Below are 6,890 nucleotides of genomic sequence, written 5' to 3'. Positions count from 1 at the left end.
GGGCGAGGCGGGTTCCCCTGCTTCCGATTCCACCTTGGGGCCGACGGCTGGTCTGAATGCCGACGGGCAGCACGACCATATTCAGGACAGCTGTATCCCACAGATTATCACCCTTGTTTCCAGCGCTTTGGTCTTTGGTATTGTAGGAGCAATGATCTTCTAAGAAATCATCAGTTCGGGGCAGACTCATCCGTTACAGGTGATTTTGCCCCGAAATACATACTTGAGAATGCAGGATACGGATCACACCGGAGTCGTTTCTTTACTTCTCAACCTCTGGATCGCTCATCTCACGGTAAATAAAAAGGATAGCCGGTTTCACCAATCCCCCGAATCAGATGCTTTGCCCGAACAGCAGATTCCCGAAGGGGGTACTCCGCCAGAGGCTGTTCCTTTTTAAACTTCCGCCGGCTGCTTTGCCGTGCCGAATTTTTACTGTATCAAAAAGCTCCCAGATGCGGAATATCTCCGTATCTGGGGGCTTTTGCGTTCTATTTCAAATTTGTCCTTTTGTATCCTGTTTGCGCACAATTCCGGAACATGTGAAATGGATATTGAAACACATTCCGTCACGAAGGCACACAGGCCGAATATCTGTGGGGAAAAGGAAAAGCGGCATTGAGTTCGGGCAGACCGTGTATACGGCAGATCGTTTCTGTAACGCCTTTTCTCAATTCGTTTTGCACTCCGTGTGAAACGACAATTTTTTCATCAGGTAACGCATCGTGTCGCCCCTGCTGATCGTTCCCACAAGAACGCCGTTTTGCGTTACCGGGATTTTGCTCAGCTTATGTTCGTAAAACAGTCGACAGACCTCCGACAACGGGGTGATAAATTCCACGGTTATTGTGTGCTTTGTTGCGATTTCCAATATGTTTTTTTGCAAAACCTCCTTGGCTTTGGACACAAACTCTTCGTTGTCCGGCAGCACATAAGAAAAGGATTCCCCGACAACATGCACATCCTGCCTTGCCATATACCGCAGAACATCCCCATCCGATACATAGCCGATAATGTGCCTGCTGCTGTCGATGACAGGCAGCCCGCTTGTGCGGTATTCGATGAATTTTTCAATCACGCGTTCAATGGAATCGCCGGACGATACCGTGTAAGGATCCGAGTGCATGGCTGCGTCAAGCTCTGATACAATTCTGCTTTCCGAAACAACATCCGTCTTTTTGCGGTCTTTCACCTTAACAATGACCACGATAAGGCTGATAACAGCAATGACGATGCTGAGATAAAACGCGGCGTGAATCCCGATTAGCTGTGACTTTGCCGAATTGTCACCGCCAAACAAATTTGTAGCGAGTGACATGGCCGATACCATAAGGGCAACGCCAAAGGTAGAGGCAACTTGACGCATGGCGCTTGACACCGCGTTGCCGTGATGCAGAATCTCATCCGGCAGATTGCCGATTGACCAGATGTTGATCGGCGTATTGGCAAGCATCAATCCAAAAGAACGGGCACAGTAAACAATAATCATTAATACAATTGGGGTGTCAAATCCCCACATAGCCATTCCCAGCGAACCGAGTGACAGCAAGGATACCCCTGCAATCGAAAGGTACCGTGCCCCGAATTTATCGTGTAAATTGCCCGCAAAATATCCCCCGATTGCTCCTAAAATCGAGCCGGGAACCATGACCAATCCGGAAATGGTGGCCGAAAATCCGCGTACAGTCTGGATATAGATGGGAAGGGTGAGGGATACTGCCGCAAGGGATGCTGAAATCAGCATGGAAATCACGATTCCGTACCGGAACTGCTTGTCCAGGAATACCCGAAGCTCTAAAAATGGCTCTGCAAGCCGAAACTGACGTCGTGCAAAAAGAAAAAGTATTCCGGCGCCCAAAGCAATCAAGATCACTGCGGCAGGCAGGGTTTCCATCTTATCGAGTATAGAAAAGCCGTAAAGCAGACAAAAGAGCCCCAATGACGATTCCGCGACGGACATTTTATCCAGAGACACAGACTTTGTCTTGCCGGAATTTTTCATCACGAAGGTTGCAACAAGGATGATGATTGCCGCCAGCCCCGCCATAATCAGAAACATGGTATGCCAGCCTGTGATATCTGTGAGTATGCCCGAAATCGCGGGGCCCATTGCGGGCGCAAACATGATGACGAAGTTGTACATTCCCATTGCGCTGCCCCGTTTTTCGTGGGGAAAGATAAGGAGCAGCACAGTCATTGACATTGGCAGCATAACGCCCGCACAGATCGCCTGCAAGATACGTCCGGCGAGCAGAACAGGAAAGTTAATCCCCCAAGCCGCAAGCAGACTGCCGACAAAAAATAAGCTGAAAACGGCGATAAACAGTTTCCTTGTTGAAAATCGATCCATTAAAAACGCTGAAACAGCCACGACAATGGCGTTGACTAAAGTAAAGCCAGAAACGAGCCACTGTGCGGTGGCCGCGGTTATGTTCAGTTCGGCCATAACCGAGGGGATGGCCGGATTCATTAGCGTTTGATTCAGCACCGATAAAAAAGCGCCACAGATCAAGACAATGACTGTGGCTTTTTGTCCTTTTCCCATATTGTAAGATTCCTTTCAGGTCTTGGATTGGCAGTGTTGCGACAGCTTTTATGAAGATTACTCCAATAAATAGCCGCGAAAGCGGGCCACATATAATTTTGCAGCAGTAAGCATCGTTTCTTTCTGGTTTTCATCCAAACTTTCCATTGCCTTGCTTTCCGCATTTTTCATCTTTTGAATCACTTCAAGGGCAAATGCTCGCCCTTTGTCGGTAAGATGAATCACCTTGTGCCTTCTGTCGGAATCGAGCTCGACCATTCGAATAGCCCCGTGACGCAGCAGGGCTGTTACAATCGCGTTGACCGTCTGTTTTGGAAGGAAGGTGTATTCACAGATGGTTCTTTGTGTGCAGTCCCCATCGTGTTCCAGAATGATTCGGAGAGCCGACAATGTACTGTAAGAAATTCCAAGACTTTTCGCATATGCTTCATATTGGGCATTCAGTTCAAAATAAATGCGCAAATACTCATTCGCATTCGTTTCTGCTTTTGTCATAGTAATTCTCCTTATTTAGTCTCATTGTATAATAGTCTTAAATGGGACTATCCTATCATACTATGATAGGATCATAAAATCAAGACTCACATCATTGCTGAGGGTACCGTCGTGTGTTTATATCTTTCTTTTTTCAAATTGAAATATAAAATCAATTTTACAGGAAACTTCTTTCGACAGATACGCTGCACTGCTTGAGCTGTTGAATTGCCAGGTCAAGTGCAGCAATCGATGAAAAAGCCTTCGGCTGCGCGTTCATTCCGCGGTCGAAGGCTTTTCATATCTTTTTTTACCGGTACGATTCGCTTCCGGTCTCTCTTTCCGGTTTATTAAAAAACTTGATCCATATGTCGCCGAGTTAAGCCAGGCATTTGTCAAGCGAAGCGCAGATAGCAGCTTCGTCCATGTCCGCCCCGATAAAAACCAGCTTGGTCATGCGGTCACCTGCCTGCTCATCCCAGTTGTTCCGCGAGAGGGGATCGCGCTGCCACGCCTGCTCCCTCTCTTTTGGGGAGGCTGCCGCCAGCCAACGGGAAAAGGGCTGTACGCTGACGGATTTACCCGCTTGCTCCAGAAGGAAGGAGGTGTCGTCCTCTCCGTCAATCCAGACAAGTCCCTTGCACCGAATCACCTGAGCGGGAAAACGATTGACCCACGCTTCCAGCCGGTCGTCGTGAAAGGGCCGGCGGCGGTAATAGACAAAGGTGGAAATTCCATATTCGTCAAGATGCTGGTGCCCGTCATGATCGTGATGATGTCCATCGTGATTTTCCCCGTGGCCGTGATGCTCCGCCTCGTGGTGATCGTGTATTTCCTCTTCATCCTGTTCATGCTCAATGGTCTGCGCCCAGCCGGCAGAAAGAAATGTCTTGGAAAAATCAAAAAGACGAAGGTTCAGAATATCTTTGGACGGAACATCCGCAAAGCTGGTTTGCCTGATTTGGGCCGAGGGCTGCAGCGCCTTTACGATGGCTTCGACCTTTGCGGTTTCCTCCTCCGACAGCAAATCTGTTTTGTTCAGCAGAACCAAATCGCAGAACTCGATCTGCTCCACCAAAAGCTGTGCGATGTCCGCCTCTCCATCCGGGTATAGGAGCGCTTCTCCGCCGGAAAATTCCGTCAGCAGGCGGTAGGCGTCCACAACGGTTACGACAGAATCCAGCCGGCATAAGGTGGGGAGCCCTTGATCCTTCATGGTACCGTCCAGCATGGCGATGGACTGCGCGATCGGCAGTGGCTCGCAGATGCCGCTGGCCTCGATCAGAATATAGTCAAAGCAGTCGGCTTTTGCCAGCCGCACGATCTGGGTGATCAGATCCGTCCGCAGAGTGCAGCAGATGCAGCCGTTGGTCAGCGCCACCAGACTGTCGTCGGTGATGGAGGCGTGACCCTTCTCGCTGATCAGTGCGGCGTCAATGTTTATCTCGCCGATATCGTTGACGATCACCGCAATTCGCAGTCCCTGTGGGTCGGCCAGCAGCCGGTTGACAAGGGTCGTTTTACCGGAACCGAGATAGCCGGTCAGCACGGTGATCGGGATGGGCTTTCTCATAACAATCGCTCCTTTGCTCTTTCAGGCGGATCGTCTGCGCCGTTACTGAATGACGACCTTCGTATCGTTTTTGATATTGTCATAGAACCATTTTGCGTTGTCCATCGAGAGACGCACGCATCCATGCGAGGCAGGTTGTCCCAGTTTTTCAGCTTCACCTGCGATCATTTCCCTGTTTTCATCAAAAGGAAGACTGTGGAACAGATAGTTTCCATAAAACTGTGTCCAGTAATAAGCGCCCTCTTTTAGGCTTTTGTTATAGAACGATTCTCCGCGGTTTGTAACCGTGTAGTTTCCGGTGGGCGTTTCATAGCCTTCCATTCCGGTGGAGCAGGGAAAAACCTGAACAACAAGATTTTTCGCGTCCACAACCGTGACTTTCTGATCCTGTATCGAAACATAGACGGTGAGCGGTTGGGCCGCTTTTGCATAGGAAACCTGCGCAAAAGCGGGGAAGGTCTCCTGTTCCTTTGTTACGTTCGAAGCATCGGTACCATTCGCCGGTGTGATCTTCAGATAATTTTTATTGCACCAGCCGGTCCGGCCGTCCGGGGCTTTCACTTTTACCCAATCGCCATCGGGTTCCTCCAGAATGCTGAGCTTGGTTCCTTTCGAAACGGCAAATACAACGTCCTGATCCGTACCCGCGGAAAGCCGAATATTTAAACTGTCCAGCGTCTCCCCCTGATACGCCGGCTTTTCGGGCACCTTTGAGGAATTCTCCGCTGGAACTTCACTGCGCGGCGCCTGCGAATCCGCCGCTGAGGACGGCTGGGAAGACGGGGAAGTGGAGGTCAAGGCGCCGGCACTTGAATTCGGCTGCTGTGTGTGAAATACATCTACATTTCGCAGCGCATATCCCGCGGTCAGAAAAGCGGCTCCAGCCAGCAGTAATGCAATCCACTTTTTTGATTTCCTTTTTTGTCTTTTCATGATTTCCGGTTCCTTTAATTGAAATTTCAGTATTCGTTCCAAATGCACACATTTTGCATTTGTGCCCATTATAGTTTGATATGATTTTCTTGTCAAGCACAAGGATTCCGGATTAAGTGGTCGAAATAACATGGATGGACACGATTTGACAGGAGAAACCCCTGCCGGGCAGCGAGTTTTTCTTGCGGCCCGGCAGGGGAGTTGTGTGTCCGTGTATCCGCGGCAGATGCCGTTATGGCGTTATTCTGCGCCGAAAAGAGCGGTCAGCTCCTGCTGGTTCAGGTGGCGGCCGATAAAGCAAAGCATATCGCCGCCGACGGCAGAGTTTGTGATCTGAACGTCACCTGGAAGATATTGGAAGTTCAGATATCCGCCGGTACCTTGAACAATCCCCTTGGCGCGCAGAATCGATCCCTTTGCGCTCTGTTCCATGCGGGACACAAGAGAAAGCAGATCTTCTGTGCGGAATCTCCGTTTTGTCCGGATGGTCACGGTATCAAAAATCTCTTCCGCCGCATGGTTATGTCCGCACCCGCAGGCCCCATGATGCTCGTGGTGGTCATGGTGGTCATGGTGATCAGAGCAGGCGAGCTCTGCATGGCTATGATGGTCATGGCTGTAGTGGTCACAGCAGATCGGCTCCGCATGAGAATGTTCATGGGAATGGCTGCAGTGGTGGTCGTGTCCGCAGTGCGCCTCACGCGGATGAGGCGCCAGAATCTCGCCGGCGGCAATTTGCTCCCATGGTTCGGAAAAGAGGCGGGCATGCGGATTCAGTTTCTTCACCAGTCTGCGGGCCGGCGCGGCCTGGTTCGGAGAAAGCCCCGTGCGGTTGAGAAGAATGACGTCTGCGTTTTCAATCTGATTGATGAAAAACTCGCCGAAGTTCTCCAGATACATTTTGCAGCGCTTTGCGTCCGCAACGGTAATTCGGCTTTTTACCTTCGCCAGGGACTGGATCTGTGGGTCGGCGCACGCCGTTACAATGTCGGAAAGCTTGCCAACCCCCGACGGCTCAATGATGATTTTATCGGGCTGATAGCGTTTTAAAAGGTCTTTGAGCGCGCTTACAAAATCACCCGAGAGGCTGCAGCAAATGCAGCCGGCACTGATTTCCCTAATTTCCACGCCGCTGGATTTCAGCAGAGCGGCATCCACGCTGATCTCCCCGAAGTCATTTTCGATCAGCGCTACCTTTTCTTGCGCAAACGCTTCTCTCAGCAGCTTTTGAATCAGCGTGGTTTTGCCTGCGCCCAAAAAACCTGAGATAATATAAATTTCTGTTGCCACTGGCCTCATTCTCCTTTGATTCAATAAAAATAAATAACGGGATCGGACGGAGTACCTTTTGCAAACCGAACCATA

6 protein-coding genes are annotated in these 6,890 nt (G+C 50.2%); 1 reads left to right on the top strand and 5 read right to left on the bottom strand.

Going from position 1 to position 6,890, the window contains the following annotated elements; translation table 11 throughout:
- Positions 1-163 (top strand): Na+/H+ antiporter NhaC family protein (locus TY09_RS17835; RefSeq protein WP_276325288.1); only part of this gene is annotated, 163 nt, incomplete at its 5' end.
- Positions 164-670: 507 nt separating this feature from the next.
- Here the strand turns inward: TY09_RS17835 and TY09_RS04165 are convergent.
- The 5 genes from TY09_RS04165 to TY09_RS04145 all read right to left on the bottom strand — a co-directional run bounded on the left by TY09_RS04165 (position 671) and on the right by TY09_RS04145 (position 6,815).
- Complete coding sequence (locus TY09_RS04165) at positions 671-2,545, bottom strand: MDR family MFS transporter (protein WP_042431442.1); 1,875 nt, start codon at positions 2,543-2,545, stop codon at positions 671-673.
- A gap of 57 nt (positions 2,546-2,602) precedes the next feature.
- Complete coding sequence (locus TY09_RS04160) at positions 2,603-3,040, bottom strand: MarR family winged helix-turn-helix transcriptional regulator (protein ID WP_009062142.1); 438 nt, start codon at positions 3,038-3,040, stop codon at positions 2,603-2,605.
- A 358-nt stretch (positions 3,041-3,398) separates the two neighbouring features.
- The gene (locus TY09_RS04155) at positions 3,399-4,592 is read right to left on the bottom strand and encodes a CobW family GTP-binding protein (RefSeq protein ID WP_042431441.1); all 1,194 of its coding nucleotides are present in this window, start codon (positions 4,590-4,592) and stop codon (positions 3,399-3,401) included.
- Between the two features lie 42 nt (positions 4,593-4,634).
- Complete coding sequence (locus TY09_RS04150; protein WP_035316645.1) at positions 4,635-5,525, bottom strand: L,D-transpeptidase family protein; 891 nt, start codon at positions 5,523-5,525, stop codon at positions 4,635-4,637.
- A 240-nt stretch (positions 5,526-5,765) separates the two neighbouring features.
- Positions 5,766-6,815 carry a CobW family GTP-binding protein gene (locus tag TY09_RS04145; protein WP_042431440.1) on the bottom strand — a complete coding sequence of 350 codons (1,050 nt, stop codon included), beginning with the start codon at positions 6,813-6,815 and terminating at the stop codon, positions 5,766-5,768.
- Positions 6,816-6,890 lie beyond the last annotated feature (75 nt).

This window comes from Faecalispora jeddahensis (assembly GCF_000577335.1).
Lineage (GTDB): Bacteria > Bacillota > Clostridia > Oscillospirales > Acutalibacteraceae > Faecalispora > Faecalispora jeddahensis.
This window is presented reverse-complemented; position numbering and strand designations above follow the sequence as displayed.

Coding starts and splice junctions, on each gene's coding strand:
- TY09_RS04165 (WP_042431442.1), bottom strand. CDS start 2,545: ATGGGAAAAGGACAAAAAGCCACAGTCATTGTCTTGATCTGTGGCGCT.
- TY09_RS04160 (WP_009062142.1), bottom strand. CDS start 3,040: ATGACAAAAGCAGAAACGAATGCGAATGAGTATTTGCGCATTTATTTT.
- TY09_RS04155 (WP_042431441.1), bottom strand. CDS start 4,592: ATGAGAAAGCCCATCCCGATCACCGTGCTGACCGGCTATCTCGGTTCC.
- TY09_RS04150 (WP_035316645.1), bottom strand. CDS start 5,525: ATGAAAAGACAAAAAAGGAAATCAAAAAAGTGGATTGCATTACTGCTG.